This window comes from Sagittula sp. (assembly GCF_052825245.1).
In genome coordinates this window covers 208,743-234,548 of sequence record NZ_JBRBWD010000065.1, presented here as the reverse complement: position 1 = coordinate 234,548, position 25,806 = coordinate 208,743, and the positions used below count along the sequence as shown (strand labels likewise).

At 68.2% G+C, this 25,806-nt stretch carries 25 protein-coding genes; 14 read left to right on the top strand and 11 right to left on the bottom strand.

Going from position 1 to position 25,806, the window contains the following annotated elements:
* Positions 1-124: 124 nt before the first annotated feature.
* The 4 genes from ACU0DV_RS26335 to ACU0DV_RS26320 all read left to right on the top strand — a co-directional run bounded on the left by ACU0DV_RS26335 (position 125) and on the right by ACU0DV_RS26320 (position 2,904).
* Positions 125-1,057, top strand: coding sequence for a dienelactone hydrolase family protein (locus ACU0DV_RS26335; protein WP_446242834.1), 933 nt, complete (start codon positions 125-127; stop codon positions 1,055-1,057).
* Entirely contained in the window at positions 1,054-1,311 is a 258-nt protein-coding gene (locus ACU0DV_RS26330; RefSeq protein ID WP_446242835.1) for a hypothetical protein, read from the top strand. Before ACU0DV_RS26335 ends, ACU0DV_RS26330 begins: the two co-directional genes overlap by 4 nt.
* 101 nt (positions 1,312-1,412) lie before the next feature.
* Positions 1,413-1,982 carry a YceI family protein gene (locus ACU0DV_RS26325; RefSeq protein ID WP_446242836.1) on the top strand — a complete coding sequence of 190 codons (570 nt, stop codon included), beginning with the start codon at positions 1,413-1,415 and terminating at the stop codon, positions 1,980-1,982.
* A gap of 256 nt (positions 1,983-2,238) precedes the next feature.
* The gene (locus tag ACU0DV_RS26320) at positions 2,239-2,904 is read left to right on the top strand and encodes a hypothetical protein (protein ID WP_446242837.1); all 666 of its coding nucleotides are present in this window, start codon (positions 2,239-2,241) and stop codon (positions 2,902-2,904) included.
* Between the two features lie 72 nt (positions 2,905-2,976).
* Here ACU0DV_RS26320 and ACU0DV_RS26315 read toward each other — a convergent pair whose 3' ends face one another.
* Positions 2,977-4,197, bottom strand: coding sequence for a cytochrome b/b6 domain-containing protein (locus tag ACU0DV_RS26315; protein ID WP_446242838.1), 1,221 nt, complete (start codon positions 4,195-4,197; stop codon positions 2,977-2,979).
* A 163-nt stretch (positions 4,198-4,360) separates the two neighbouring features.
* On the opposite strand from ACU0DV_RS26315, the gene fabD reads away from it, so the two are divergent.
* A complete protein-coding gene (gene fabD / locus ACU0DV_RS26310) occupies positions 4,361-5,302 on the top strand; it encodes an ACP S-malonyltransferase (RefSeq protein WP_370313506.1) in 942 nt (313 codons plus the stop codon).
* 5 nt (positions 5,303-5,307) lie between these two features.
* Here fabD and ACU0DV_RS26305 read toward each other — a convergent pair whose 3' ends face one another.
* The gene (locus ACU0DV_RS26305; RefSeq protein ID WP_446242839.1) at positions 5,308-6,234 is read right to left on the bottom strand and encodes a CHAD domain-containing protein; all 927 of its coding nucleotides are present in this window, start codon (positions 6,232-6,234) and stop codon (positions 5,308-5,310) included.
* A gap of 164 nt (positions 6,235-6,398) precedes the next feature.
* On the opposite strand from ACU0DV_RS26305, the gene fabG reads away from it, so the two are divergent.
* Together fabG and ACU0DV_RS26295 are read left to right on the top strand one after the other, a co-directional pair.
* The gene (gene fabG, locus ACU0DV_RS26300) at positions 6,399-7,136 is read left to right on the top strand and encodes a 3-oxoacyl-ACP reductase FabG (RefSeq protein ID WP_370313508.1); all 738 of its coding nucleotides are present in this window, start codon (positions 6,399-6,401) and stop codon (positions 7,134-7,136) included.
* Between the two features lie 222 nt (positions 7,137-7,358).
* Positions 7,359-7,592 (top strand): acyl carrier protein, encoded by a 234-nt coding sequence (locus ACU0DV_RS26295; RefSeq protein ID WP_005856007.1) that lies wholly within the window; start codon positions 7,359-7,361, stop codon positions 7,590-7,592.
* A gap of 253 nt (positions 7,593-7,845) precedes the next feature.
* On the opposite strand, the gene ACU0DV_RS26290 is transcribed toward ACU0DV_RS26295, so the two are convergent.
* Together ACU0DV_RS26290 and mazG are read right to left on the bottom strand one after the other, a co-directional pair.
* Positions 7,846-8,853 (bottom strand): Fe(3+) ABC transporter substrate-binding protein, encoded by a 1,008-nt coding sequence (locus ACU0DV_RS26290; RefSeq protein WP_446242840.1) that lies wholly within the window; start codon positions 8,851-8,853, stop codon positions 7,846-7,848.
* Positions 8,854-8,932: 79 nt separating this feature from the next.
* Positions 8,933-9,733, bottom strand: coding sequence for a nucleoside triphosphate pyrophosphohydrolase (gene mazG / locus ACU0DV_RS26285; protein ID WP_370313509.1), 801 nt, complete (start codon positions 9,731-9,733; stop codon positions 8,933-8,935).
* A gap of 64 nt (positions 9,734-9,797) precedes the next feature.
* Here mazG and ACU0DV_RS26280 point away from each other — a divergent pair, with 64 nt between their 5' ends.
* The 4 genes from ACU0DV_RS26280 (at position 9,798) to ACU0DV_RS26265 (ending at position 14,115) form a co-directional block, all read left to right on the top strand.
* Positions 9,798-10,943, top strand: a complete 1,146-nt coding sequence (locus tag ACU0DV_RS26280) for a M20 aminoacylase family protein (RefSeq protein WP_446242841.1) — start codon at positions 9,798-9,800, stop codon at positions 10,941-10,943.
* 142 nt (positions 10,944-11,085) lie between these two features.
* Positions 11,086-12,249, top strand: coding sequence for a M20 aminoacylase family protein (locus ACU0DV_RS26275; protein WP_100927082.1), 1,164 nt, complete (start codon positions 11,086-11,088; stop codon positions 12,247-12,249).
* 369 nt (positions 12,250-12,618) lie between these two features.
* Positions 12,619-13,593, top strand: a complete 975-nt coding sequence (gene speB / locus ACU0DV_RS26270) for an agmatinase (RefSeq protein ID WP_100927081.1) — start codon at positions 12,619-12,621, stop codon at positions 13,591-13,593.
* A gap of 105 nt (positions 13,594-13,698) precedes the next feature.
* The gene (locus ACU0DV_RS26265; RefSeq protein ID WP_446242842.1) at positions 13,699-14,115 is read left to right on the top strand and encodes a DUF1499 domain-containing protein; all 417 of its coding nucleotides are present in this window, start codon (positions 13,699-13,701) and stop codon (positions 14,113-14,115) included.
* A 21-nt stretch (positions 14,116-14,136) separates the two neighbouring features.
* On the opposite strand, the gene ACU0DV_RS26260 is transcribed toward ACU0DV_RS26265, so the two are convergent.
* Positions 14,137-14,805, bottom strand: a complete 669-nt coding sequence (locus tag ACU0DV_RS26260; protein WP_446242843.1) for a glutathione S-transferase family protein — start codon at positions 14,803-14,805, stop codon at positions 14,137-14,139.
* 103 nt (positions 14,806-14,908) lie between these two features.
* On the opposite strand from ACU0DV_RS26260, the gene prfA reads away from it, so the two are divergent.
* From prfA to ACU0DV_RS26245, 3 genes are all read left to right on the top strand, one after another.
* Positions 14,909-15,958, top strand: a complete 1,050-nt coding sequence (gene prfA / locus ACU0DV_RS26255; protein WP_100927078.1) for a peptide chain release factor 1 — start codon at positions 14,909-14,911, stop codon at positions 15,956-15,958.
* Positions 15,959-15,997: 39 nt separating this feature from the next.
* Positions 15,998-16,843 carry a peptide chain release factor N(5)-glutamine methyltransferase gene (prmC, locus tag ACU0DV_RS26250; protein WP_446242844.1) on the top strand — a complete coding sequence of 282 codons (846 nt, stop codon included), beginning with the start codon at positions 15,998-16,000 and terminating at the stop codon, positions 16,841-16,843.
* A gap of 209 nt (positions 16,844-17,052) precedes the next feature.
* On the top strand, positions 17,053-17,817 hold the full coding sequence (locus ACU0DV_RS26245) for a DUF4167 domain-containing protein (RefSeq protein ID WP_446242845.1): 765 nt from the start codon (positions 17,053-17,055) through the stop codon (positions 17,815-17,817).
* Positions 17,818-17,898: 81 nt separating this feature from the next.
* Here the strand turns inward: ACU0DV_RS26245 and rsmA are convergent, their stop codons facing one another.
* From rsmA to lptF, 6 genes are all read right to left on the bottom strand, one after another.
* The gene (gene rsmA, locus ACU0DV_RS26240) at positions 17,899-18,738 is read right to left on the bottom strand and encodes a 16S rRNA (adenine(1518)-N(6)/adenine(1519)-N(6))-dimethyltransferase RsmA (protein ID WP_446242846.1); all 840 of its coding nucleotides are present in this window, start codon (positions 18,736-18,738) and stop codon (positions 17,899-17,901) included.
* Between the two features lie 189 nt (positions 18,739-18,927).
* On the bottom strand, positions 18,928-19,872 hold the full coding sequence (pdxA, locus tag ACU0DV_RS26235; RefSeq protein WP_446243056.1) for a 4-hydroxythreonine-4-phosphate dehydrogenase PdxA: 945 nt from the start codon (positions 19,870-19,872) through the stop codon (positions 18,928-18,930).
* Positions 19,873-20,066: 194 nt separating this feature from the next.
* Positions 20,067-21,302, bottom strand: a complete 1,236-nt coding sequence (locus ACU0DV_RS26230; protein ID WP_283982975.1) for a peptidylprolyl isomerase — start codon at positions 21,300-21,302, stop codon at positions 20,067-20,069.
* Entirely contained in the window at positions 21,293-23,557 is a 2,265-nt protein-coding gene (locus tag ACU0DV_RS26225; RefSeq protein WP_446242847.1) for an LPS-assembly protein LptD, read from the bottom strand. The genes ACU0DV_RS26230 and ACU0DV_RS26225 overlap by 10 nt, the downstream gene beginning before the upstream one ends.
* Positions 23,554-24,648 (bottom strand): LPS export ABC transporter permease LptG, encoded by a 1,095-nt coding sequence (lptG, locus tag ACU0DV_RS26220; protein WP_100927071.1) that lies wholly within the window; start codon positions 24,646-24,648, stop codon positions 23,554-23,556. The genes ACU0DV_RS26225 and lptG overlap by 4 nt, the downstream gene beginning before the upstream one ends.
* Positions 24,645-25,775 carry an LPS export ABC transporter permease LptF gene (gene lptF, locus ACU0DV_RS26215; RefSeq protein ID WP_283982978.1) on the bottom strand — a complete coding sequence of 377 codons (1,131 nt, stop codon included), beginning with the start codon at positions 25,773-25,775 and terminating at the stop codon, positions 24,645-24,647. Before lptF ends, lptG begins: the two co-directional genes overlap by 4 nt.
* Positions 25,776-25,806: the final 31 nt, after the last annotated feature.

Genomic DNA, 25,806 nt, shown 5'->3' with positions numbered 1-25,806 from the left:
CATTGCAAGACGCGGCGCGGGGACCCGGAATTGCCCCCGGGCGGTCATCATGGCGCCGGGATCGCCCGTCAGGTGTAGCGCGAGGTGAAAGGGGTCGTGAAGGGCCCCGTGCGTGAGGTCAGGTATGGGTTGGCTGCGATATGCAGTGGTGTCGGGATCGGCCGTGGCGGTGGTCGTAGCGCTTTCGCTGGTCTGGGCGCAGGGGATGCGGGCCGCGCAGCCTGTGGTGGCGCCCGTGGCGGGGCACTACGTCGAGCGGATGGTGCCCGAGCTGCACGGCGGCCCGGTCTACAGCTACGAATACGCACCGCCCACCGACATCGGCGAGACGCACGTGATGCCGTGCCGGTTCTGGTCGGGGAAGGGGCCGCGCCGCTGGATCGGTTTCGGTCCGGTGAACGGCGCGCCGCGCCCGACCGTTGTCCTGCTGCACGATGCCGGGCGCGACGGTCACGCGATGATCGACATGTGGGACGAGGTGGCCCGGCGCGAGGGGTTGATCCTGATCGCCCCGGACTCCTCCGATCCGAAGGGCTGGGCGATGGAGGACAGCGGCCCGGCCTTCCTGCGGCGGCTGCTGGAGGAGGCAGGCCAGGTCCATCCGATCGACGCCGACCGGGTCTTCTTGATGGGGCATGGAACGGGGGCGGTCATGGCAGACAACCTCGCGCGGCGCGGCGATCCAACGTGGCGGGCGGTGGCGACGCATGGCGGACATGGCAGCGATCCGGTGGCGCCGGACGGGCGCCGGATGCCGGTCTTTGTCTACCTTGGGGAGGGCGATCACCTCTTTCCGCTCGACGGCCACCGGGATGCGTTGAAGGCCCTGCAACAGTCAGGCCATGACGTGACGCTGACCGTGATCCCCGACCACACACACTGGTACTACACGCTGGGTCTGCGATTGTCGGCAGACATCTGGCACAGTTTCGAGGCCACCCTGCCGCCGCCCCGGAGTTTCCCGGAAGCCGCCGCAATCCCGTCGGGTTTGCCGGTCACGCTCGGATCAAGGTTAACGGTCCGCAAGGGCCAGACAGCGACAGGAGACGCGAGATGAAGGCGATGGCACAGGCAACGGAGGGCCGCGCGGCCGCGGACGTCATGGACCTGTGGCCGGTCCGTCACCTCGTCCTGCGACTTGTCCTGCTGTGTGCGGGGGCGGGGCTGGCGATGTCGGCCTTCGGGATCTGGCTTGTCGGCGGAGGCATCGGTTCGCCGGTGCTGATGCTGATGAAACTGGGCGTATCGCTCTTCATGCTGATCGTCGGCATGTCGATGATTGTCATGTCGAAGTCGCAGACAAGGGCCTGACCTGTTCGAAATTCAACACAACATGTTGAGACAGCGCGAGTTGTGCGGATGCTGCAATGCGGCGACATGTGGGTCATCTTACAGTCCACAAAGGTGACACTATGAAATCCGCACTTCTCGCCACCGTCGTCTCGCTGCTGCCGCTCTCTGCCTTCGCAGGAGAGGCATGGACGCTCGACCCGAGCCACAGCCAGATCGTCTTTACCTACAACCACCTCGGCTATTCCACCGGCACCGGCATGTTCTCCGGTTTCGAAGGCACCATCGACTGGGATGCCGAAGATCCGGCGGCCTCGTCCGTGTCCGTCTCCTTCCCGGTGATGTCGATGCTGACCGGCTGGGAAGCCCGGTTCGAGCACTTCATGTCCCCCGACTTCTTCGACGCCAACGAAGACGAGATGGTGACCTTCGAGTCGACCTCCATCGAAGTGACCGGCGAGGACACCGCGCTGATCACCGGCGACCTGACGCTGAACGGCGTGACCAAGGAAGTCGTGCTGGATGCCAAGCTGAACCAGCAGATGGACCACCCGATGGAAGGCAAGCCCTGGGCCGGTTTCGACGCCACCACGACGCTGGTGCGCTCCGACTATAACGTCGGCGCCTTCGCGCCCTACGTCAGCGACGAGGTCGAGGTGTCGATCTCCATCGAGGCGATGAAGGCGGACTGATCCGTCTAACGGTGACGGGCCGCCGGGGTGCGGCCTGTTGCCATAGGTTCTGACAGCGCCCGGCCCGCGTTTTTGCGCAGGCCGGGCGTTCCTGTTTCAGGGGCTGTCAGGTGGTGTCCGCTGGGCTTTGGCCGCCTCGGTGGCGTCCGTGGGCCCCGCCAATTCGAGCTTCGTTTGAAGCACTCGGATCGGTCCGTGTCCGCAATCGCGCCACAAACGTCATCGAAAACGGGGCCCGGAACGGAGGTATTCCCGCATGTTCGATGTGATGCCCGATGGCGACTGGGGCGGCGCGGCGTGGCGCCTGCTCGACCCGCGCCCGCTGAAGGCGGAGGCGCCCTATACCTATTTCATCCCTAGCCCGCGTGAACTTGCCCGGCTGGAACCGGGCGACGTCGTCATGCTGGAATTCATGGCGCCCGCGCGCGGGGACCACCCCGGCCAGCGGCTGCCGGTGCGGCTGGACACGCAGGCGGGGGACCACTGGTTCGGCATGCTGATGAGCGCGCCGCGCGACCTGGCGGGGCTGGAGGCGGGCAGCCTCGTGGAGTTCCGGCCCTGGCACATCGTGGCCGTGCCGGAAGCGCGCGCCGACGAGGGCGCGCATGAGGAGGAGTCCCGCTTCCTCGCCTGCGCGCTCGTCGACGGACGCATCCTGTCGGGCGGGGCCGAGGTCGGTGCGCTCGAACGTCGCCACCCGATGCCCTGGACCGGGCAGACCAGCCCCTACGCCCGCATCTACGGCGAGACAGGGTGGGTCTTCTATCCCGACGCGGCGCCGCGCCTCGCCGATCATGCAATGGATTATGTGCCCATCGGGCTGGTGCTGAACATCGACGACAGCATGCTGCCACTGCTGCGCAAGCCCATGGGCACACGCATCATCCGGTGGAAGGAAGGCTGGCGCACCCTGCGCGGCTAAACCGGACCGCAGGGCAAAGTGACGCCGCCCGGCCCCGACGGTGCGGGACCGGGCGGCGTCTTCCGCGAGTGATCAGGATCCGCCGGCGCGTGCGGCGGTAAGGTTGACGCTGACCTGCACGTCGAAGCCAAGCTGCGCAGGGTCGGTCATCGTTTCGCCCATGCCGAAGGCGCGGCGGTCGAGCGTTGTGGTGCCTTCCATCTGCGCGGTGCCCTCCGCGAGGTCGAGCGTGAAGGGCAGGGTGACCGGCACCTCCGTCCCGCGCAGCGTCAGCACCCCGTCGGCAACATAGCCGTCCTCGGTCCGGGCGATCGGCGCGGTGAAGGTCGCGGTGGTGAACTGCTCCGCATCGAAATACTCGGGGCCGAGCGCCTGCTTCGTCACGCTGCCCAGCGACAGGGACGGGATGGAGACGGTCACGGTGACCTCGCCCTTCTGGCCCGTGCCCTCGCTGTCGTCGAAGGCGATGTCGGCGGTCCAGTCGGCAAAGCTGCCCTCGACGGTCTTGCCGAACTGCTGGACGGAAATCCCCAGCGTGCCTTCCGTCACCTGCCAGTCGCTTTCGACCTCTGCCAGCGCGGGGCGCAGCGGGGCCGGTCCGGGGGCGGCGCTCGTGTCGTGGCTGAAGAGACCGGAGGCGGCGGCCACGCCGAAGGCTAGCGCCCAGGTGGCCAGCGCGCCGGTGGGGGCCGCGATGCCGTGACGCCTGGCGGGATGTGCACCGGCGTCCGTCCGCCCGAACCACATCCGCCGCAGGGTGGCGTCGCGGTCGATCACCGCGTGTTTCACCGCGCCCGCGACGTGCAGTCCGACCGAGCCCAGCATCACCCATTGCAACACGTAATGGATGGTGGCGAAGACCTCGGCCAGCTCCGGGCTTTTCGGCACGAAGGGCAGGCTCTGTCCGAAGGGCCACAAGATCGGCGCGAACCCTTCGGTTGCCGCGTGCTCGATCCAGCCGGACAGCGGCACGAGGACGAGGCTGCCGTACAGCAGCCAGTGCACCAGTTCGGCCATGAAGGTCTCGGCCCGCCGTTCGGGGTGCAGCGCCACCGGCTTTGGCTGGGTCACCGCCCAGGCGATGCGGATGACGGCCAGCGCGAGGATCGTCACGCCCAGCGTCTTGTGGATGGAAAAGAGCGTGGCCTTGGTGGCCAGCTGCTCGGCCGTGTCATAGGCCGCGTTCGATGCCAGAAACCCCAGCGGGAACATGGCGAGGATGCCGAGGGCCACGGCCCAGTGCAGGGTCTTGGCGACGGTGCCGTAGCGGGTGGCGGTGTTGGTCAGGGACATCGTTTGCTCCTGTGCGGGATGGCGCGGATTTCGCCAACATGTGGTCCTGCCGCGGTGCAGCGCAATCTCTGCACGTGCACACACATCGTGCGGCAGGCGTTGCATGGCTGTCCCGGGGGCGGTATTGGCTGAAAGCCAAGGATCAGACGCTGAGGAGAGGGCCATGACCCGTGCTTTCATTTTCCCCGGGCAGGGTGCCCAGACCATCGGCATGGGGCGCGATCTTGCCGAAGCCTACCCGGCAGCCCGCGCCGTCTTTGACGAGGTCGACGCAGCACTGGGTGAAAAGCTGTCGGCGCTGATCTGGGAGGGCGACCAGGACACGCTGACCCTGACCGAGAACGCGCAGCCTGCGCTGATGGCGACATCCATCGCGGCGCTGCGTGCGCTGGAGGCCGAAGGGGTGGGCATCGGGGCCGCGTCCTACGTGGCGGGCCACTCGCTGGGCGAATACACCGCGCTGACTGCGGCTGGCGCCCTGACGGTGACCGACGCGGCCCGGCTGCTGCGCGCGCGCGGCAAGGCGATGCAGGCGGCGGTCCCGGTGGGCGAAGGTGCCATGGCGGCGATCCTCGGGCTGGACCTTGCGGCGGTGCGCGCTGTCGTGGCGCAGACGGCGAAGGGCGAGGTCCTGGCCGCGGCCAACGATAACGACCCGGCACAGGTGGTGATTTCCGGTGCCAAGGCGGCGGTCGAACGCGCCGTAGAGGTCGCGAAGGAGAAGGGGGCGAAGCGTGCCGTCCTTCTGCCGGTCAGCGCACCGTTCCACTGCGACCTGATGGACCCGGCCGCCGACGTTATGGCCGAGGCGCTGGACGACGTGAATATCGCCGAACCCAAGGTGCCGCTGGTGGCCAACGTGCGCGCCAGTGCCGTGACGGACGTTACCCTGATCCGCAACCTGCTGGTCGAACAGGTCTGCGGCGCCGTGCGCTGGCGCGAGTCGGTGGAATACATGGTCGGCAAGGGCGTGACCGAGTTCTGGGAGATCGGCGCGGGCAAGGCGCTGTCGGGCATGGTGCGCCGCATCGACCGCTCTGCCGCCGTGCGCAACATCGGCACCGCGGCGGAGGTGGTCGCCGCCGCCGAGAGCCTCAAGGGCTGACCGCGTCAGGCGCCGGGCAGGAGCCCCGCATCGTTTGACCGGCCCTTGCGCCACGCCTTCCAATAGCGACGGAGCCGCTTTGCCAGCGGCTTCGTCTCCTCCGCCAGGATGAGGCGCCCTAGGGCAAAGGCCTCTTCTTCCAGGGTCATCCTGTGCGCCCGCACCAGCGCTGCGAATCCGGCAACGTCCGTATCGGACCCGAAGTCGTCGGCCGGTTCGAGCCGCTCTTCCAAAACGCAGGCGTCGTGGTGGCGGCCCAGCAGGTCCGACAGCTGGTCGAGCGCGTCGAGGCGGGGGGACATCATCTCTGGATGCGTGGGCGCAAGCAGGCGGCAATGGGACCGGTGGTACTTCACCCACTTGCGCCAGTCGTGCAGCGTCTGCTCGGTCGGGGTGCGCCAGGCGGCATCCATTGTGCGGCGGGCGCGGTCGTAGGTCCGCGCCATCCCCTTGCGCAGCGGCCTGAAGCCGTCGTCGTCCAGCGTCCAGCCCGCCGCACGTCCGCGCAGGAAGGTGAGGGCTGCGCGCGCGGATTGCAGCCGGTCCGCGGTTTGGTCGTCCCAGGCCACGCGCTTGGCGTCCAGCACCAGCCGCGCGCGGATCGGGGCATAGGCCGCGACCGAGGCCGGGTCGAGCTCCGCCGCGACCCTGTCGCAGGTCTCCACCAGCGTGCTAGCGTCGCGCAGCCCGGAGAGACCGCGGCCGATGTCGCGCAGCGCCGCGTTTTCGGCGGCGTAGTTGGCAAAGGCCGGACGGACGAGCCGCAGGAGCCCGCGCGTCTTCTTGCAGCGCTTGCGGACCTGATGGACGCGGGTGGCCGTGTCGAGGCCAGGGTCGTCAAGCTCGGCCAGCGCGCGGTCGATCTGTTCGCAGGCGATGCGGCGCAGGGCGTCCTGCGGGCCGGTGTCCTTCTTGCGGATGCGATAGGGCACGGTGCTTTCCTTTCGCGGCGCGGCGGAGGCGTCTGTCCCGGCCATCATGGGAAGAATCGCCGGCTTGGAAAAGGTTTCCCTCGGTCGCGGGGGCATGCGGCACTGGCGGAGGCCGCGTCCGGCTGGTAACCGGAAGCAAAGGAAGTCCGAAGGAGACGAGGGTCATGTTCGATCTGACAGGCAAGACGGCGCTGGTGACCGGCGCATCGGGGGGCATCGGCGGCGCGGTCGCGAAGGCGCTGCACGGCGCAGGGGCAACGGTGGGGCTTTCGGGCACCCGCACCGAACCGCTTGAGGCGCTGGCCGCGGAACTGGGCGAGCGCGCGCATGTGCTGCCGTGCAACCTGTCTGACGCCGACGCGGTGAACGCACTGCCCAAGCAGGCGGTCGAGGCGATGGGCAGCCTAGACATCCTTGTGAACAACGCGGGCATCACCCGGGACAACCTGTTCATGCGTATGTCCGAGGAAGAGTGGGCACAGGTGCTGGAAGTGAACCTCACCTCCACCTTCCGCCTGTGCAAGGGCGTGCTGCGCGGCATGATGAAGGCGCGCTGGGGCCGGATCGTGAACATCTCGTCCATTGTCGGCTCGACCGGCAACCCGGGGCAGGGCAACTATGCCGCCGCCAAGGCGGGTTTGGTGGGCATGTCGAAGTCGCTGGCCTACGAGGTGGCGAGCCGAGGGATCACCGTGAACGCGGTGGCGCCGGGCTTCATCGAGACGGCGATGACCGACAAGCTGAACGACGACCAGAAGGCCGCGATCCTCAACCAGATCCCGGCAGGCCGCATGGGCACGTCGGAGGAAATCGCGGCGGCGGTCCTGTACCTCGCCAGCCCCGAAGCCGCCTATGTCACAGGCGCCACGCTGCACGTGAACGGCGGGATGGCAATGCTTTGATGCCGCGAGGCGGCCTTCTGCGCGGCAGCACGGGAAAGCATTTGCCATCCCCTCCGCCTGTGCTATAGGCCGCACTGATTTACAGGCCGGTGCGCAGCCTTGCGCACTGGAACCCGGGGTGAGCCCGGAAGATCGAGCCGCCCGCCAATCGGGCAACGAACGTCCGCCGCGGGGTCGGGCAAACTGGGCTCTGAGTGGCCCACAGACTTGTGAGGAAAGAACATGAGCGACATCGCAGATCGCGTGAAGAAAATTGTGGTCGAGCACCTGAGCGTTGACGAAGACAAGGTCGTCGAATCGGCCTCGTTCATCGACGACCTCGGCGCGGACAGCCTCGACACCGTCGAGCTGGTGATGGCGTTCGAAGAAGAGTTCGGCATCGAGATCCCGGACGACGCGGCCGAGACCATCCAGACCTTCGGCGACGCGGTGAAGTTCATCACCGAAGCGCAGTAAGCGTTACCGTCTGACGGCTTTAGCGGCGCTCCCTCGGGGGCGCCGTTTGTCGTTCCGGACGGGGGACGGCGCTCGCCTGCGGCATCGCCCCGCCCACCGTCCCCGGCCGCACGGCGCAGCCGCCCGGTCTTGCGCTGCGGCGGACATGAAAAGGGGCGCCGACCCGATGGGTGGCGCCCCTTTGCTCTTCCAGAATGACTCGTGTCCGGCCCCGTCAGCGCAGGGCCGGACCGCTGTCTTCAGGCTCCGGCCATCAGCCGTCGAAGTCGACTTCCTCGATCAGCTTCAGCGCGGCCGCGCGTTCGCCCGCGATGGTCATCAGGTTGGTCTCGTCCGGAGTGAATGTGCCCCAGCCCTCGACCAGTTCGGCCGGCTCTGCGCCCGGTGCGATCGGGTACTCGTAGTTCGCCTCGGCATAGATCTCCTGCGCCTTCGGCGAGGTCAGGAATTCCATGAGTTTCAGCGCGTTCTCCTTGTTCGGAGCGGCGGCGGTCATCGCCACGCCGGAGATGTTCACATGCGTGCCGGAATCCTCGAAGGTCGGGAACACGATGTCGACCGAATCCGCCCATTCCTTCTGTTCGGGGTCGTTCAGCATCTGGCCCATGTAGTAGGTGTTGCCGAGGCTGATGTCGCACTCGCCCGCCCAGATCGCCTTGACCTGCGCGCGGTCGTTGCCCTGCGGCTTGCGGGCGAGGTTGGCCTTCACGCCTTCGAGCCACTCGCGGGTGTACTCTTCGCCGTGGTGGACCAGCATCGCGCTGACGAGCGCCACGTTGTAGGCGTGGGTGCCGGAGCGGGTGCAGATGCGGCCCTTCCACTTCGGATCGGCGAGATCCTCGTAGGTGGTCACTTCGCCGTCTGCCACGCGCTCCTTGGAGGCGTAGACGACGCGGGCGCGGGTGGTCAGGCCCCACCACTGCTTTTCCGGGTCGTGGTAGATCGCCGGCACGTTCGCCATCAGCGTCTCGCTTTCGACGGGCTGGGTGACACCGGCCTGCACGACGGCGTTCAGGCGCGAGATGTCGACCGTCAGCACGACGTCCGCCGGAGAGCGCTGGCCCTCGGCCTGCAGGCGCTCCACCATCCCCTGTTCGAGGAAGGCGACGTTGACCTTGATGCCGGTCTCTTCGGTGAAGGCGTCGGTCAGCGGGGCCAGCAGTTCCGGCTGGCGGTAGCTGTAGACGTTGACTTCTTCCTGGGCCAGCGCGGGCGCGGCCAGGGCAAGACAGGTCAGTGCGGTTGTGGCACGAACGAACATTGAAGATCCTTTCGGAGCATTGTCAGATGGGGGCGTTAGAACCCGACAAAAAAGATCAGTCAATACCCGACGGGAACGCTCAGGCTTTTTCGCGCAACTTTGCCGAATCCCAGAGGGCGTCCATCTCTTCGAGGTCGCTGTCCTCGGGCCGGCGGCCGTCCTCTGCAAGACGGTTCTCTATGTATTTGAAACGGCGGGTGAACTTGGCGTTGGCCGCCCGCAGCGCCGCCTCCGGGTCAATGTCCAGATGGCGGGCGAGGTTGGCCACCACGAAAAGCATGTCGCCGAATTCCTCGAACTGTTGGTCCTTGTCCTCCGCCTGGCGGATTTCTTCCAGCTCTTCCACCAGCTTGTCCATGACGTGGCCCGCGTGGGGCCAGTCGAAACCCACGCGGGCGGCGCGCTTCTGCAGCTTCACCGCGCGCATCAGGGCGGGCAGGCCGAGGGCCACACCGTCGAGCGTGCCTTTCTGCGCCTTGGCCGCACGTTCGGCGGCCTTGATCTTTTCCCAGTCGAGGGTCTGCTGGTCGGCCGACTTGTCGCGGCTTTCTTCGCCGAAGACGTGGGGATGCCGCGCGACCATCTTGTCGGACATCGTGTCAGCCACCTCGTCGAAGGAGAAAAGCCCTTTTTCCTCCGCTATTTGCGCGTGAAAGACCGACTGGAAGAGCAGATCGCCCAGCTCGCCCTTCAGCTCGTCCCAGGCTTCGCGGTCGATGGCGTCGGCGACCTCGTAGGCCTCTTCGATGGTGTAGGGCGCGATGGTGGCGAAGTCCTGCTCCAGGTCCCAGGGACAGCCGGTCTCGGGATCGCGGAGGCGGCGCATGATCTCAAGCAGGCGCGGCATGCCGCCCTTGGGGTCGTGGATCAGGTCTGTCATTGCCTTTCTCCCTCGGCTGGGGTTTCGCTTCGGTGTGCGGGATCGGGCGGAAGGAGTCCAGACGATGGTGGTTGTGAACCGGATTGCCGGGTTTGCGGAGGAGATGGCCGGATGGCGTCGCCACATCCACATGCACCCGGAGCTGAGCCTCGACTGTCACAAGACGGCGGACTTCGTGGTCGAACGGCTTAAGGCATTCGGTGTCGACCGGATCGAGACCGGCATCGCGGAAAGCGGTGTCGTCGCGGTCATCGACTGCGGGCCGGGGCCGGTGACCGCGCTCAGGGCCGACATGGACGCGCTGCCGATCCGGGAGGCGACCGGCGCCGAATGGGCATCGCGAGTAGACGGGCAGATGCACGCCTGCGGCCACGACGGGCACACCGCGATGTTGCTGGGCGCGGCGAAATACCTATGCGAAACAAGGGCTTTTCGGGGGAAGGTGATCCTTGTCTTCCAGCCGGCCGAAGAGACGATCGGCGGCGGGCGCCTGATGGTGGAGGACGGCATCTTCGACCGGCACGGGGTCGAGGAGGTGTTTGCCCTGCACACCGATCCCTTTGCGGAGCTTGGCGTCTTCCGGACCAACCCGGGGTCGCTGATGGCGGCGGTGGACGACTACGCGCTGACGGTGCGGGGCAAGGGCGGACACGCGGCCTATCCGCACGAATGCCGCGACCCTATGCCCTGCGCGGTGGCCATTGCCCAGGCGTTGCAGGCGCTGCCGCGGTCCATCGATCCGCTCGACAGCCTTGTGGTGGCGCTCACGCAGTTCCATGGCGGGACGGCGCCGAACGTCATACCGGACGCGGTGACGCTGGGGGGCACGGTGCGCAGCCTGACGCCCGTGGTTCGCGACCGGGTGGAGCAGAGGATCGCCGAGATCGTGGCGGGCGCGGCGGCGATGCACGGGGTGGAGGCGGAGCTGGACTATCGCCGGAACTATCCGCCCACGGTGAATCACCCCGAACAGACCGGATTCGCCGTCGAGGTGGCGCGCGAGGTGTCCGGGAAGGTCGTGGACGACATGCCGCCGGAGATGGGTGCGGAGGACTTTTCCTACATGCTGGAGGCCCGGCCCGGCAGCTTTCTCTTTCTGGGGCAGGGGCTTGGCCCCTCCGTCCATCACCCGGAGTTCGATTTCAACGACGATGCGGCGGTCATAGGGGCAAGTTTCTTTGCACGTCTGGTGGAACGGAGACACGCATAGTGATCATTTTTCCACCAACATTCTGGCATAGGTTGACGAAAGGTAAATGAACGACCGATTAACGTCAGTCCGAGGGTTCCGTTTTCCCGGGAACCGGAGCAGTGTGCGCGCGACAATAAGGACACGCTAGGGAGACCCGCATATGGTCATCGTGAATTCCATCGCGGCGCTGGAAGAGGAAATGACGGGGTGGCGCAGGCACCTGCACCAGAACCCGGAACTGGGGCTCGACTGCTTCAAGACCGCATCCTTTGTCGTTGATAAGCTGAAGGAATTCGGGATCACCGAAATTCACGAGGGGATCGCGCGGTCTGGCGTGGTGGCAATCATCGAAGGGCGCGCGCCGGGGCGGACCATCGGGCTCAGGGCCGACATGGACGCGCTGCCGATGGAGGATCTTTCGGGGACGGACTACGCCTCGACCGTGCCGGGGCTGGCGCATACCTGTGGGCACGACGGCCATACGACGATGCTGCTGGGCGCTGCAAAGTACCTTTCCGACACCCGTAACTTTGCCGGACGTGTGGCGCTGATCTTCCAGCCGGCTGAGGAGAACGAGGGCGGCGGCCGGATCATGGTCGAAGAGGGAATCATGGACCGCTTCGGCATCGAAGAGGTCTTTGGCATCCACAATTCGCCGGGCGCGCCCGAAGGCTCGCTGAACACCAACCACGGCGCGCTGCTGGCCGGTGTCGACGAGTTCACCATCCATATCAAGGGGATAGGGGGTCACGGCGCGCAGCCGCAGAACACCGTGGACCCGGTCGTCGCGGCGGCCTCCATGGTGATGGCGATGCAGACGATCCTTGGCCGGAACGTGAACGCGCTGGACCGCGTGGTGGTCAGCGTGACGCAGATCCACACCGGCTCGGCGATGAACATCGTGCCGGAAACCGCCATGCTGAACGGGACGGTGCGCTACTACGACACCGATGCGCAGGCGACGGTGAAGTCGCGCATGGCGGAGATCGTGGAGTTCCAGGCGCGCAGCTTCGGCTGCACCGCGGAACTGGACTACGAGGACGGCTATCCGCCGACCATCAACCACCCCGAGCAGGCGGCCTTTGCCGCCGAGGTGGCGCGCGAGGTCGTGGGCGCCGAGATGGTCGACGAGGACACGCCGCCGATCATGCCGGGCGAGGATTTCTCCTACATGCTGCAGGCGCGGCCCGGAGCCTACCTGTTCCTGGGGCAGGGCGACACGCCGATCTGCCACCACCCGAAGTACGATTTCAACGACCGCATCGCGCCGATCGGGGCGAGCTTTTTCGCCCGGCTGGTGGAGCGCGCGCTGCCGATTGGTTAACGCGCGGCCCGGCGGGGCGGGTGAACGGATCCTTCGGGGGGCGCGCGGCGGGGTTAATCCGCCGTGCGCCGCAGGATGTGGTGGGGCGGTGCGGGCACTTCCGCAAGCCAGTTAAGCAATCCTGACGGAAATTAACCTCTCCTGACGCGCCATAAGGGGTGAACCGGCCGGTTGAGGGGGTCGAACCGGCCGGTTGTTAACCTTTGGTCCGGGCAGTCACGGGCTGCGCTCATGACGTCACGTCACCCTTGTTAACGAATGCCGCCCGCCGGCGCGGTGCCGGCCTGAAAGCCCGGCCTACGGGCCGTTGCGCTTGACGGCGCTGTGCGCGCCATGTGACCTCGGAACGGGAAGAAACAGGAGCGACCCATGAGTCTGGAAGAGGCAAAGACGCAGATCGATCACGCCTTCACCCGCGAGGACCTGAAAGGCCCCTCGTTCGAGAACGTGTTTGCCGGGGCACCGTCCTTCCTGCGACGGAAGTACACCAAGGATCTGACCGGGGTCGACGTGGCGGTGACGGGGCTGCCCTTCGACCAGGCGGTGACCAACCGGCCCGGTGCGCGGCTGGGGCCGCGGGCGATCCGCGAGGCCTCGCTCCTTCAGACGATGGACAAGCCCTACGGCTGGGATTTCGACGTGCTGTCGGAATGCGCCATCGCGGACTACGGCGACATGGCGCTGGACTATGCCATGCCGTCGGAGGTGCCCGCGCGGGTGGAGGCGCATGTGAGCGGTATCCTCGACGCGGGCGCGGCCTGCGTGGCGCTGGGGGGCGACCATTCGGTGACCTGGGGCTGCCTGCGCGCCCATGCGAAGAAACACGGTCCGCTGAGCGTGATCCAGTTCGACGCCCACACCGACACCTGGGCCGACGACGACTTCAACCGGGTCGATCACGGGACCTTCATGTACAAGGCGGCGAAGGAGGGGATCGTTGTGCCGGAGCGGTCGGTGCAGATCGGCATCCGGACGGACAACCCCGACACGCTGGGTTTCAACATCATCGACGCGCGGGAGGTCCACGAGATCGGCGCGGAGCAGGTGGCGCAGCGGGTGCACGAGATCGTGGGGCAGGCGCCGTGCTACCTGACCTTCGACATCGACGCGCTGGACCCGGCTTTTGCGCCCGGCACCGGCACGCCGGTCTGGGGCGGTCTGAGCAGCCACCAGGCGGCGGTGATCCTGCGGCGTCTGGCCGGGCTCGACCTGAAGGGCGGCGACGTGGTGGAGGTCTCTCCGCCGTTCGACACCACCGGCGCGACGGCCGTGGCGGCGGCGCATGTGGCGACGGAGATCCTGTGCCTGTGGGGCTGGCGGCGGCGCAAGGCGGTTTCCGGCTGACGCCCGGATATCGGCGAAGGCGCGCCACCTGGCGCGTCCCGCACTTTCAGAATCGCGCCGAACCGTGCAGATGCGGAACCTGTTATCCCGGAAGGACGTGGAGACGTGCGCTTATTCTTCTATCTCGTGGTGCTGTGCGTCATTGGCGGCTTGGCGTGGATCCGGTTTGCGCCGTCCGATCCTGCCTACTGGAACGTCGATCCGCAGGTGACGGCGGACCAGGACCTGGCCGACGGCGTGCGGCGGCGCATTTCGGGCGGTGAGCCGGTCTTCGAGCGGCTGAACGCGATCATCCTTGCGACGCCCCGGACGGAAGTGCTGGACGGCAGCGTGTCGGAGGGTCAGGTGACCTATATCACCCGCTCGCAGTGGATGGGCTTTCCCGATTACACCACGGTCAAGCTGAGCGACGGCGTGCTGGAGCTGTGGGCGCGCCTGCGCTTCGGCCGCGCCGACATGGGCGTGAACCGCGACCGCGTCGAGGGCTGGCTGGCGCAGCTGGGCGCGGGGCGCGACGATTAGGCCGCGCCCGGTGCCGGTGCCTCAGGACGCTTTCTCGTAGCGCGGGGCGTGTTCCGCGAAGGGCTGCATCTGTTCTTCCAGGGCGGCCGCGAATGCGGGCCGGGCTGTGCCCCGGTCGCGGTAGGCCCTGAGGGTCGGGTAGGCGGCAAGCGTGTCCTCGGGCACGTCGCGCAGGACCGTCACCATCAGCACATCGGCGGCGGTGAAGCGGTTGGCGACCAGCCAGTCGCTGTCGCCGAGCGCGTCGGACAGGCGCGAGAGCTTGCGTTCGACCAGCGCGGTGACCTGCGGCACGATGCGGGCTGCCGCCTCCCTTTCCCTGGCGAAGATCGACAGGAAGGCCAGTTGCGCCACGAAGGGCTCGACTGAGTTCAGCGCGGCGAAGCACCACGAGAGGGTGCGGTCGCGATCGGCGGTGTCCTCGGGCAGCAGGGCGGGGGAGCGTTCCGCGATGCGCCAGACGATGGCGCCGCTTTCGAAGAGCGCGGCCCCCTCGGCGTCGAGCGTCGGCACCTGGGCGAAGGGCTGGCGGGCGAGGTGCCCCGGCTCTGTCTGCTTGCCCTGTTCGATCAGCTCCACGTCGTAGGGCAGCCCCGCTTCGCGCAGCGCCCAGCGGACGCGCAGATCGCGGACGTGGCCCTGGGCAAAATCCGGCACCCAGTCGTAGGCGGTGATGGTGATGTTCTGCATGTCCGTCTCCTCTCGCTGCATTAGGGTTGATATCAACGTGATTGCCGCGCGTCAATACGCGCCGTCTTGACCGCGGCTGCGATTTGCGGGCAAGCAGGGCGCCATGATCCCTTCTGACCGTTTGCACCAGATCAAGGCGCGGCTCGAATATGTCGAGGCGCAGATGGCCACCGGCGGCGGGGACATCGTGGCGCTTGGCCGCGAGTTCGCCGAGCTGTCGCCCGTTGTGCGCAAGATCGCGGAGTGGGAGCGGCTGACCTCCGACATCGAAGAGGCGGAAGCCATGCTGGCGGACCCGGAGATGCGGGCGCTGGCCGAAGAGGAGCTGCCGGAGCTGCGCGCGGCTCTGCCCGCGGCGGAGAAGGCCGTGCAGCTTGCGCTTCTGCCGAAGGACGCGGCGGACGCCCGCCCGGCGGTGCTGGAGATCCGGCCCGGCACGGGCGGCGACGAGGCGGCGCTGTTCGCGGGCGACCTCGCGCGGATGTACCAGCGTTATGCAGAGGCGCGCGGCTGGCGCTGGGACGTCATCGAGGAACAGATGTCCGAGCTGGGCGGCGTGAAGGAGTTGGTCGTGCGGGTCGTGGGCGAGGGGGTGTTTGCCCGGCTGAAGTTCGAATCGGGGGTGCACCGCGTGCAGCGCGTGCCGGAGACGGAATCGGGCGGGCGCATCCACACCTCTGCCGCGACGGTGGCGGTGCTGCCGGAGGCGCAGGAGGTCGACATTGCCATCGCGGCGTCGGACATCCGGATCGACACGATGCGGTCGTCGGGCGCGGGCGGGCAGCACGTCAACACCACGGATTCGGCGGTGCGGATCACCCACCTGCCGACCGGCATCGTCGTGACCTCGTCCGAGAAGTCGCAGCACCGCAACCGCGAGATCGCCATGCAGGTCCTGCGCACCCGGCTGTTCGACCTGGAGCGGTCGAAGGCGGATGCCGCGCGGTCGGCCGACCGCAAGGCGCAGGTGGGCTCGGGCGACCGGAGCGAACGCATCCGCACCTACAACTTCCCGCAGGGGCGGATGACGGACCACCGCATCGGCCTGACGCTCTACAAGCTGGATGCGATCATGGGCGGCGACCTCGACGAGATCATCGACGCGCTGATCTCGGAACACCAGGCGGCGCTTCTGGCGGAAATGGACGGGTGATGGCGGGTCTTTCTCAGTACCGGACAGAGGCGGGGTGCCATGCGCGCCGCTGACCTCCTGTCCCAGGCCACGCGGCGGCTGACCGCCGCCGAAGTGGCCGATCCCGGGCGCGATGCCCGGAGGCTGATGGCGCATGTGCTGAAGGTGCCGCCGGGCCGCCTGACGCTGTTCCTGCCCGAGGAGGTCGATCCCGACCTCGAGGTCATCTACCTGACGCTGATCGAACGGCGCGCCGGCCGGGTGCCGGTCAGCCACCTCGTGGGGCGGCGCGCGTTCTACGGGCGCGATTTCCTGGTCACGCCCGAGGTGCTGGACCCGCGCCCGGAGACCGAGACGCTGATCGAGGTCGCGCTGTCCGAACCCTTCGGCACGGTGCTGGACCTTGGCACCGGGTCGGGCTGCATCCTGCTGACCCTTCTGGCGGAACGGGGCGACGCCGTGGGCTACGGCACCGACATCAGCCCCGCCGCGCTGAACGTCGCCCACTGGAACCGCAACGCCCTGAAGCTGGAAGGCCGGGCGGAGTTCTGCGAGGGCAGCTGGTACGGCGCGCTGGGGGAGATGGACGAACGCTTCGACCTGATCGTGTCGAACCCGCCCTACATCGCGGTGAACGAGATGCCCTTCCTGTCGCCGGAGGTGCGCGACCACGAACCGCGCCTTGCCCTGACCGACGAGGCCGACGGGCTCACCGCCTATCACGCGATCCTGGCGGGCCACGCGCGCTGGCTGGCCCCCGGCGGACGGCTTGTGGCCGAGATCGGCGCCTCCCAGGGGATGGCGGTCAGCAAGCTTTTTGCCCGCGCCGGGCTGCGCGGTGTGCGGGTCATTCCCGACATTGACGGGCGCGACAGGGTCATCGTGGGCGTGAATTCGCCATTCTGAGGGGTTTTCCACGCAAATTTCGGCGTTTTGGGGGCATTTGCGCTTGCCGAACCCCGGTCCATATGATTATTCAGGCTCAGTTGGCTGTTGAGCGGCATCCGCCGCTCCCGCTGACGACAAGCCAACATGAAGGTGACAGAGACAGAGATTGGCGCAGGACGCGCCCGAATGTCACCAAGCCGTATCAACAGGCTGGACCAGATAAACGTATGCGCTCTTCCAAATCCCGTTCGCGGAACAAGAACAACCGCAACCGCAGCAGCTCGCTGGGCAACATCGTCAACCGGGTGTTCGATTCGAACGGACCGGAGGGCAAGGTGCGCGGCACGCCGCAGCAGATCATCGACAAGTACAACCAGCTGGCGCGCGACGCCGGGCTGGCCAACGACCGCGTCAACATGGAGAACTTCCAGCAGCACGCGGAGCACTACATGCGCATGCTGAGCGAGGCGCAGCGCGAGCAGGACCAGCGCCGCGAGCAGCAGGAAAAGGAAAACCGCGAGCGTCAGGCGCAGCGGGACCGTGACCGTTCGCAGCGCGGCGACGACCAGGGCAACGACCGCGACGACAGCAACGGCTCCGGCAACGGCGGCCAGCAGGGCGGCAACGGCGGCCAGCACAACGGTCAGAATGGCGGCCAGAACGGCGGCCACTCCGCAGGCCCGTCCCGGAACGAGACGCGCGGCCGCGACACCTCCGACAACCGCCCGTCCGACGTGGTGGACTTCGGCAGCGACGACGACGGCCCGGGCCTCGTGGACACGCCGGAAAGCCGGGCAGAGACCCAGCCCGAGCCGGTGAAGGCAGAGGCCCCCGCGTCCGACACGCCCGCTGCAGAGGAAAAGCCGAAGAAGCCGCGCGCCCGCAAACCCTCGACCCGCAAGAAGCCGGTCAAGAAGGACGCGGCAGAGGGGGAGGCCCCCGCAACGGCAGAGGCGCCCGCAGGCGACTCCACCCCGGACGCCGCGGAATAATCTCAGCTTTCAGAGTGCTGAAATGAAAACCCCGCCATACGGCGGGGTTTTTCGTTTCCGGTATGGGAGCGCGGCCGTGCGTCAGTGGTCGAAGGTGCGGGCCAGCGCGCAGAACGCCTCGAGCGGAACCTGCTCGGCCCGTTCGGTCGGCGGGATGCCGACGCTCCGCAGCCGGTCCTCGATGTCGGGCGCGGCCCCCTTCAGCGCGGCACGCAGCATCTTGCGCCGCTGGTTGAAGGCCATGGCGACGATCCGTTCCAGCGTCTTCGGGTTGGCCGGATAGCGCGGTTCGGGCAGGGCGGTCAGGTGCACCACGGCGGAACTGACCTTCGGCGGCGGGGTGAAGGCCCCCGGCGGCAGGGTCAGGGCGATGCGCGCATCGGTGCGCCACTGCGACAGGATCGCAAGCCGCCCGTAGGCCTTGCCGCCCGGCTGCGCCACGATCCGCTCCGCCACTTCCTTCTGGAACATCAGCGTGAGCGACGACCAGACCGGCGGCCAAGCGGGCGGCGTCAGCCAGCGGATCAGCAGCTCCGTGCCGACGTTGTAGGGCAGGTTGGCGCAGATCGCGATGGGCGGCTCCAGGTGCGCCAGCGGATCGATCTCCAGCGCGTCGCCCTCGATCACCTCAAGCCGGCCGGGATAGGCCGCCGCGATCTCGGCAAGCGCCGGCAGGCAGCGCGCGTCCTTCTCGATCGCCAGCACCCGGCGCGCCCCTTCCGACAGCAGGCCGCGCGTCAGCCCGCCGGGGCCGGGGCCGACCTCCAGCACGTCCGTCTTCGACAGGTCGCCGGGGATGCGCGCGATGCGCGCCGTCAGGTTCAGATCCAGGAGGAAGTTCTGCCCCAGCGCCTTCTTCGCGATAAGCTGGTGCGTCGCGATCACGTCGCGCAGGGGGGGCAGGTTGTCGATCTGGCTCATGCGGTTCCATCGCCCAGCCGCAAAGGCGCGTCAAGCGCCGCGACACCGGCTCCGCCCGCCCTGACCGTCCCCTTCATCTTGGCGGAAATACCTCGGGGGGTGCAGGGGGGCGGCGCCCCCCTGCGCGTGGCGACGCGGAACGCGGCGCAAGCAGACCACCCCACAGTCGGGGCCTGCCGCCGGGGCCCTCTAGCCGCGCGCCAGCCGGGAAGCCATGCGCAGCGCGGCGATGGTCGAGGTCGGGTTGGCGATGCCGGTGCCCGCGATGTCGAAGGCGGTGCCGTGGTCCGGCGAGGTCCGCACGAAGGGCAGGCCCAGCGTGACGTTCACCCCTTCGTCGAAGTCCAGCGTCTTGATCGGTATCAGCGCCTGGTCGTGGTACATGCAGATCGCGGCGTCGTAGTCCCCGCGCGCGCGGGCATGGAACATCGTGTCGGCGGGCAGCGGGCCGTTCAGCAGCATGCCCTCGGCGCGCAGCTTTGCCAGCACCGGCGCGATCAGCTCCATGTCCTCGCGCCCCATGCGGCCGCCTTCGCCGGCGTGGGGGTTCAGCCCGGCCACCGCCAGCACCGGCTGGTCGACGCCGAACTGGCGCACCAGCGCGTCGTGGGTGATGCGGATGCGGCGCTCCAGCAGCTCGGGCGTCAGGGCGGCAGGCACGTCGGCCAGCGCGATGTGGATGGTCACCGGCACCACCCGCAGGCGGTCGGAGGCCAGCATCATCACCACCTCGTCGACCCCGCCCAGGTGCGCCAGGAACTCGGTGTGGCCGGGATAGGCAAAGTCCGCCCCCTCGGCCAGCGCCTGCTTGTGGATCGGCAGGGTGCAGAGCGCGGCGGCCTGGCCATCCAGCACATGGCGCACGCCCGCCTCGATGGACTGGATCACGCCGGGGGCATGGGCCGCCTGCGGCTCGCCCGGGACGCGGGGGCCGGGCATGGGCAGCAGCAGCACGGGCAGGCCGCGCGACGCGGCCTCCACCGCCTCGCCGGGATCGCCCAGCAGGACGTGGGGGACGGTTCCGGGCAGGTGCGACGGCTCGCCGATCCAGAAGAACGGCAGGCTGTCGCCAAGGATCTCCCAGGCGCGTTCGGCCAGCTCAGGGCCGATGCCCGCGGGTTCGCCGCAGCTCATGGCGATGGGGGCGGTGGGCGCCTTGGCCTTGTCGGTCTGTCGGGCCTCCGGGTCCGGCACCGGGTCGGAGGACGCCTGCCGGACCATGGTCGTCTCGCCGCCGTCGGGCGCCTCGCTGGCGCCCGGGGAGGTTACGGGATCGACCTTTTCCGCCGTCTCGCCCAGGGCGTTGGCGGTCCCCGTGCCGCGCCCTGTCATTGGTTGACGATCGTGGCGTCGGAGCGGAGCTGCGACAGGTAGCCTTCGGCAAGCTGGCCGATGCGCTGGTTGCGCAGGGAACCGAAGACCTGTTCGCGGTCGGGGCCTTCGTCTTCGGCGATCCCGGCGGTCCTGCCGCAGAGCATCAGGAGCACCAGCGTCTGGCCGTCCGCGCGGGTCAGCGCGGTCGACACCTCGCCCGGGTCAAGCTTCGACAGCTCGTAGGCGATGTCGGTGGGGATCTCGTTCACCGGCAGCGTGCCGCGGTCGAGCACTTCCGGCGGCTGACCCTTGGCCACGCCGTAGAGGTCGTCGCAGCGGTCGGTCCGGTCGGCGATGCCCTGCGCCTTGGCGAGGTTCTCGGGCGTGCGGCCGCCGGGGATGTAGTACGCGGCGTATTCCACGGCGGCGGTCGGGGGCGACTGATATTCGCCCTCTTCGATGGCGCGGAGCTGGAAGAGCGCCATGGCGCCCTGCAGCGGGATCGGGTCGGAGACCTGGCCGGGGGCGAGGCCCAGCACGATGGGCTGCAGCGGCCCCGGCAGTTCCGACAGCGAGCGCCACGGCAGTTGCCCGCCCGCCCCGCGGGAGGCGGTGGCGGAGAAGCGCCGTGCCTGCGCCGAGAATGCGCCCGTGTCGTCGAGCTGCGCGATGCGCTCGGCCCGTTCGCGGACGACCTCTTCCTGGCCCGGAGGCATCGGCATGATGATCTCGGACAACAGGACGCGCACGTTGGAGGTGCCGTTCTGGCCCTCGAGGGCGCGGTCGACCTCTTCGTCGGACACGCTGGCGCGCCCGGCGAAACGCTGTTGCACCAGCATCCGCCAGGAGACGCCCGCGCGCACGAAGTCGCGGAAGGTTTCTTCGTCGACGCCGGCCTGTGCCAGCGCCTGGGTGAACTGTTCGCGGGTCAGGCTGGCGCGGCTGGCGAACTCCTCCATCCCGTCGAGGATTTCCTCGGGGGAGGGCTGGATGCCGGCGTCGCGGGCGGCCTGCAGGCGCAGGCGGTCGTCGATGAGCTGTTCGCGTGCCACCTTGTTCAGGTCGCCGGGCGCCCGCATGACCTGGAGCATCCGCTTGCGCTGTTCCAGCTCGTAGCCGGTGATGACCTGCTCGTTCACGATGACGACGGGCGAGAAGAGGCTCTGTGCCGCAACGGGGGTGCCCTGCGCAGCGGCAATGGCGATGCCGAGCGCAAGCGACGCGGCGGTGAGAGAGGTTTTCAGCGACATATGCGGCGATACTCCTTGGCACTGTCGTCGGCGCCGAAGCCGTGCAGCGCGACGGTCAGTTGGATGTCCGTGGACGGCTCCAGGTTGGTGGCCGAGGCGAATTCGCGTGTCGCCCCGACGTCTACCTGGATGCATTCATTGCGGTATTGCAAGCCGAGGCCCACGCGGTCAAGGCGCCGGTCGGCAAGATCGTACCGAACCTCGGTCGAGGTTTCCCAGTGGCGGGTCACACGGTAGCGCCCGTCGAAGGTCCATTCGGAAACGGCCTTGTCCCGAAGCTCGTCGGGGTCGGTGACCAGCAGCACGTAGGAGGCGCCGAGGTCCATGCGGGTGTTGGACCAGCCGGCGCGCGCCTCGGCCTTGGTGAAGCGGTTGTCCTCGTCGAGCAGGCCGCGCGCAGTGAGCGTGATGCCCAGCGGGTTGGCGAAGCGCCCGGCGATGAGCCAGTCGCTTTCGAGGCTGTCGAGACCGGAGGACCGGGTGAATTCCGAGTCGATGTCCTCGCGCCAGAGGCGGCCCATGGTCAGCGCGGCGGACCAGCCGCCCGGCGCCTCGTGCAACCAGCGCACGCCGGCGGCAAAGGTCATGCCATGCTCGCGACGGTCGGCGGCGGGGTAGCGGGAAAGCGAGAGCAGGTTGGCCTCGTCGAACTCGACGCGGGTCGATTCCTCGTTGGCGTTCTTCGCGCGCGATCCGCCGACCCAGCCGATCTGCGCCACGGGCTCCAGGAGGGTGCGGCCGCCGTTCATGCCCTTGCGCTGGAGCGGCCAGCGCAGTTCCACCGAGGCGCCTGGGGTGACGCGGGTGATCCGGTCGGGCACGGCGGCGTCCTGGTCGGTGATGTAGTGGTCGACCCAGAGATGGCCTTCGAGACCCAGCCGGAAGCCGGGACCCATGGTCCAGCGCTCGCGCCAGCTGCCGTCGATGTTGAGCCGCGCGGTGTCGCGGCCGTCGGTGATGTTGTCGGCGTCGTCGCTGTCGACGTCGAGCTTGCTTTCGCGGTAGAGGCCGCTGGCTTCGAGCGACAGCCGGAACTCGCCCGGCACGCGCGACCACAGGAACCGCCGGTCGGTGTGCATGGAGGCGGTCAGCCCGGGCTGCGTGGCGTTCGCCTCGTACTGGCGGAGCGTCTGGTAGCTGGTCAGGCCGAAACTGATGCGGCGGTCGGTGCGCACCCGGGCCAGGGTCACGGTGCTGGCCAGACGGTCGCTGTTCTGGATCGAATAGTCGTTGAGGTAGGCCTCGTCCGAGACGGAGCGCAGCGCGAAGGTCAGCGTGTAGTCGCGCGGCAGGCTGAAGACGCCGTCGGCAAAGAGGTAACCGCGCACCTGCTCGTCCCGGAAGCTGTCGGAGGACAGTGCCCCGGTCAGCGTCAGCTGCCCGCTGCGGAAGGCGCGGCGGTAGCGGAATTCGAGCGTGCGGGATTTCGTCGTCAGGTGCGGCGCGAGCGTCAGGTCCTGATGGTCGCCGATGGGGATGAAGTACGGCACCTTCACGCCGAAACCCAGCAGGGTCGAGGAGGTGAAGGTCGGGAACAGGAAGCCGCGCGCCCGGTCGAGCGTCGGGTCGGGCAGGCGCAGGCGCGGCAGCCAGAACACCGGCACGTCGAGCAGGCGTATCTGCGCGTCGTCGAAGTAGAGCTGGCGCTCTTCCTGGTCGTGCACCACGCGGGCGGCGCGGATCTGCCAGAGCGGCACCTGGTTCTTGCCGCAGACCTGGCAGGAAGTGGCGGCGACGCGGCGCAGCTGAGTGTAGCGGCCGTCGACGCGCTGCGCCTCGACCGCGGCAAGCTGCATCTGCTGGTCGATGACCATGCGCGCGCCCTTCAGGAGGCCGTTGCGGAAGCCCTCGTCCAGCTCTGCCTCGGAGGCGAGGATGATGACGCCCTGTTCGGGATCGGTGATGCGGATCGGCCCGGTGATCGAGAGCTTGTCGTTGGCGCGGTCGTAGGTGATCGCCGATGCGGTCAGCCGGGTGGTGCCCTGCAGCGCCTCGACGTTGCCGGTGGCGACCAGCGTCTCCTCTCCGTCGATGAAGACGTTGTCGGCCACGAGGAGGGCGGGCGCCTCTTCTTCCTCCGTCGCCTGCTGGGCAGCGGCAGGGGTGGCCGTCGTCATGAGGGCGGGCAGGGGCGCAAGCCAAAGCGCGGCACAGGCCGCGGCGCGGAGGGCGGCGCGCGCGAGCGCACGGGGCGACTGCCCCGCCGGGGGCGTGGCCAGCGGCAGAAGCGGCACGATGCGTCTTCCTCGTGTCATCCGTCCTCCATGTGCAGGACCAGTCCCAGGGCCAGCAGGACCGAGGCGATGGGGGGCACCCATGCCGCGACAACCGGGGCGAGCTGGCCGTTTTCGCCCATGATCTGTGCGAAGCTTCGCACGTAATAAAGCCCGAATCCAAGCAGCACCGCAGAGAGCACGGCAAGTCCGGTGCGCGCAAGCCGTGTCGGCTGCATCGTGAAGGCCGCGCCGACCAGCACCATGGCCACGAGGAACAGCGGCCGGGCCAGCTCCATGTTATACCATACGATGTGGCGGCGGGCAGAGAAACCGGCCTCTTCCAGCCCGGCGATGAACTGCGGCAGGTCCCAGATCGCGACCGCCGAGGGCCGCCCGAACCGGTCGCGGATGCTTTCGCGGGTGAGGGTGGAGGGCAGCTCGTACTCGTCGTGGATGCGCGCGCCGAGCTCGGGGTTGAGGCCGGGGGTCAGCGGCCAGGCCTTGGCGTCGGTCAGGTGCCATGCGCCTTCGGCGAGGGCTGCGCTTTCGGCCTGGATGCGCATGGCGGGGCCGCCGTCGGGCGCGTAGGTGACGATGGAGACGTCGAAAAGCTCTGTCGCTTCCGGGTTGGCGCGGGCGGCGCGGATCACCGACTGGCCGTCTTCGCCGCCCTGCCGCAGCCAGAGGCCCTCCGGCCCGAAGGACACGGCGGAGGTGTTGCCGGACTCGTATGCCTCGCGCAGGTCGGCGTAGCGTTTCGAGGTGGCGGCGACGATCGGGTTCATCATGGCGACGATGAGCGCGCCGATCAGCAGCGCCACAGTCGCCGGTGCCATAAGCGCGGTCAGGCCCGAACGTCCGGCGGCGCGGGTCGCCACCAGTTCGGAGGACCGCGCCAGCCCGATGAACATCGCCACCGTGGCGAGGATCATCACCAGCGGCAGGATCTCGTAGAGGCCCTCGGGCAGCTTGAGGATGACCAGTTGCAGGGTTTCGCCGAAGCTGACCTCATCGCCCAGCTGGCGCAGTTCGTCGATCAGGTCGAGCAGCCCCTGGAACAGCGCGAAGACGGCGAAGATGCTGAGGAACAGCCAGAGGAAGCGGCGGGCGTAGTAGACGTGCAGGGTCACGCGGCGGCCTCCGTCGTGCGGATGCGTTTCGGCCGGAAGGGCCGGGAGGCCTGCCAGAGCAGCGCCCACGTGAAGGCAAGGCCGGTCGCGCTCGGGGCATAGATCAACGGCCAGAGTTTGGGGTAGCGGACCACGGGGTCGGTGACCGCGCTTTCGACCAGTTTCACCACCACCAGCAGGAAGATGGCAAAGACGATCTGCCGGGTCACGCCGAAGCGCGAGAAGCCGCCGACCATCAGGGCGGAATAGCCGATCAGCGCCGCCACGACGCAAAGGAGCGGCCCCTGGAACCGCATGTGCGCCTCTTCCAGCACCTCGCCGGTTTCCTCCCCCGTCTCGACGGCGATGCCGTCGGTGTTGAACAGCAGTTCCGTGGTGGGGATCGCGTCGAGCTTGCGGCGCTTCTGCGGGCTGGCGGTGATCAGCCCGGTCAGGTCGTAGGTGAAGTCCGAGAAGTTGGTGGTCGACAGCCGCATCTCGGTCATGTCCATGGTCTGCGCGAGACCGGCGAGCATGACCATCTTCGGCCCCTCGTCGTCGCGGATCAGGTAGGCGCGGTCGGCGGTGTAGATGATGTCGCGATCCGGTTGGCGCCGGTCCGACAGGAGCACGTCCTGCAGCGTGCCTTCGGGGGTGATGTCCCGGATGTAGAAGGTGATGCCCTTGGAGGGATGCAGGAAGGTGCCTTCGCGCAGGAGCCGCGCCGAGACGGAGCTGGAAAGTTCCTGTTCGCGCATCCGGAGCTGTTTCAGCGATTGCGGCACGAGGACATGGGTCAGGACGCTCATCATCAGGGTGACGGTGAGGCCGAAGACCAGCACCGGGCGCGCCAGCCGCCAGGGCGAGAAGCCGGTCGCCTTGACCACGGTCAGCTCGGAATCGCCCGACAGCCGGTTGGTGACGTAGACCGCCGCGGCAAAGCTTGCCATCGGCAGCACGAGCGCGATCACCGCGGGCAGCGACAGGGCTGTGAACTCCAGCACGATGCGGGCGGAATGGCCGTCGTTGATGAGCCGGTCGAACAGCACCACGGCGCGGTTCACCCAGTAGACGGACACAAGCACGAGCGCGAAAAATCCGAAAAGCACCATCAGTTGCGACAGAACATATCTGTCGAATCTCTGCACGCCGTGTAACCCCCCGGTCCTTTCTGGTTGG